At 31.2% G+C, this 2,586-nt stretch carries 1 pseudogene; it reads left to right on the forward strand.

Features of this window, described 5'->3' with window-relative positions:
- Positions 1-2,586: pseudogene (locus tag ACH2BO_RS09345) on the forward strand (hypothetical protein); the annotation flags it as partial.

A 2,586-nucleotide genomic window follows, 5' to 3' on the forward strand; every position in this document is an offset into this window, starting at 1 on the left:
CAATTTGTGTAACATCAAATATTCCATGTACTGCAGGAACTGGAAACGGAACTACTACATTGGCATGTCCAAATATTGTTTCTGGTGGTTTAGGATTAAATGGTTTAGATCCAAACCCAGTTAATGCTTGTGCTTCATCGGCTTGTGTAGATTTAGAAGCTACTTATTTGCCAATAGCACAAACAACTAGTTATGCAGTTCAAAATATAGCATATTCACCACCTTATCAATTTGATTGTTTACAAAATTCTGTAAGTATCAATGTAGATGATGTTTGGTCTCCAGCAATAAATTTACCTTTTAATTTTTGTTACTATGGCACCAATTATAATCAATGTCTTATTGGTTCAAACGGAACTCTAACTTTTGATTTAACTAGCAATGCTCCAAGTGGTTATAGTGCATGGTCGTTTGCAAATAATTTACCAAACAACACACTGTTTTTAAACACAATTTTTGGAGTTTATCACGATATAGATCCAAGTAAAGGTGGTCAAGTTGGATGGGAATTAATCACATTAAATAATGGTTGTAGAGCTTTGGTTGCATCTTGGAATAATATACCTATGTTTTCATCATCATGTAATTCAATTTTATATACAGGAATGATTGTTCTTTATGAAAACACCAATATTATTGAAGTATACATTAAAGAAAAAAACCTTTGTTCTACTTGGAATGGTGGTAATGCAATTGTTGGTATTCAAAATTCTAATGGTTCTCAAGCTGTTGTTGCTCCAAGTAGAAATGGATTAGATACTGACTGGACAACTACAAACGAAGCATGGAGATTTACACCTTCTGGAGCTTCACTAACTTCAATTAAGTGGTATCAAGGTTCTGGAACTTCTGGTCCTGTAGTAGGAACTACAAATATTGTAAATGTTTGTCCTTCTTCAACAACAATCTATACAGCTGAAGTAACTTATACTTTATGTTCTGGCAACACATTTATTAAAACAGATACAACAACAGTTACAGTTTCAAATAATAAAACTTGGAATGGTTCAGTTGACAATGACTGGAATAAACCTGCAAATTGGACACCTAACTCAGCAATTCCAAATGGAACAGATTGTGTAATAATTCCAACAACACCAAACAATCCATTAATTTCTGGAACAAATTATAGTGGTTTTGCTGGTACATTATCAATATACAATGGCGCAACATTAACAGTAAACTCTAACAACCACATTACGATTACAGATTGGATAAATGTTCAAGCCAGCGGAACTTTTTTACTAAACAACTCATCAAATCTTGTTCAAATAAATAATGTATCTAATACTGGAAATATTATATATAAACGAAACGCAAACATTAGAACATTAGATTATGTATATTGGTCATCACCTGTTTCTAGTTTTAATGTTAACAATATAGCTTCGCCAATTATACCAGGACCAATTTACAGTTGGAACTCTACACTTTCTAATCCCAATGGAGGTCAAGGTTATTGGGTTAATGCTGCCGGAAGTCCAATGTCAATTGCTAAAGGCTACATAGTTAGAGGACCAAGTGCATTGCCATTTAATAACACAACGAATACAATTTTGAATGGTAGTTTTACTGGAATTCCAAATAATGGAACAATAACAATTCCAATATCAAGAGGAAATGACCAAAATACTTCTTTTCATACTGGAACTAACGGAACCGAAATAACAAATTTTAGTGATAACTGGAACTTATTAGGAAATCCTTACCCATCATCAATAAGAGGAAGCCAGTTTTTATTTAATAACAAAACTAAAATTGAAGGAAATATTAACCTTTGGACACATGGAAATCTTCCTGCAATTATAGCAAATCCTTTTTATGCAAGTTATCTTTATAATTATACACCAGGAGATTATTTAACGTTCAATTTTACAGGAACATCATGTTGTCCTGCAGCTGCAGCAGATTTATTTATAGGTGCTGGTCAAGGATTTTTTGTTCAAATGATAGATGGGCCAATAGCAAGTGATATTGTGACTTTTAATAATGGATTAAGAAATGCAACTTATGACAACAGTCTTTTTTATCGTTCAAGTCAAACTCCAGAAGAAACTCAAAATTTAGTTAATATTGAAAGACATAGAATTTGGTTAGATATAATAAATTCAATAAATTCATCAAATAGAACATTAATTGGATATGTAGAAGGAGCAACAATGGAAAGAGACAGTTTCTTTGATTCTAAAATTGCCGTTGGAGGAACAATGTCTATTTATTCATTAATTGAAGACAATAGATTTAACATTCAAGGAAGATCTTTACCTTTTAATAAAAAAGATGAGGTTCCATTAGGTGTTAATATTCCAAATGCAGGAACTTACTCGATAGCAATAGCTGGACTTGATGGATTATTTAACAATCACAATATATACCTAAAGGATAGCTATTTAAATATTATTTATAATATAAAAGCTAATCCGTATCGATTTACATCTCTTGAAGGAACTATAAATGATAGATTTTCAATTGTATATAAAAATGGTGGATTAAATAAAGAATTTGAACAAATTGAAAACGAAATTAAAGTTGTAACAAATGATAAAATTGAAATAAATTCAAGTATTGAAATAATAAAAGCTGTAA

This window comes from Flavobacterium sp. (assembly GCF_043773265.1).
Classification (GTDB): Bacteria; Bacteroidota; Bacteroidia; order Flavobacteriales; family Flavobacteriaceae; genus Flavobacterium.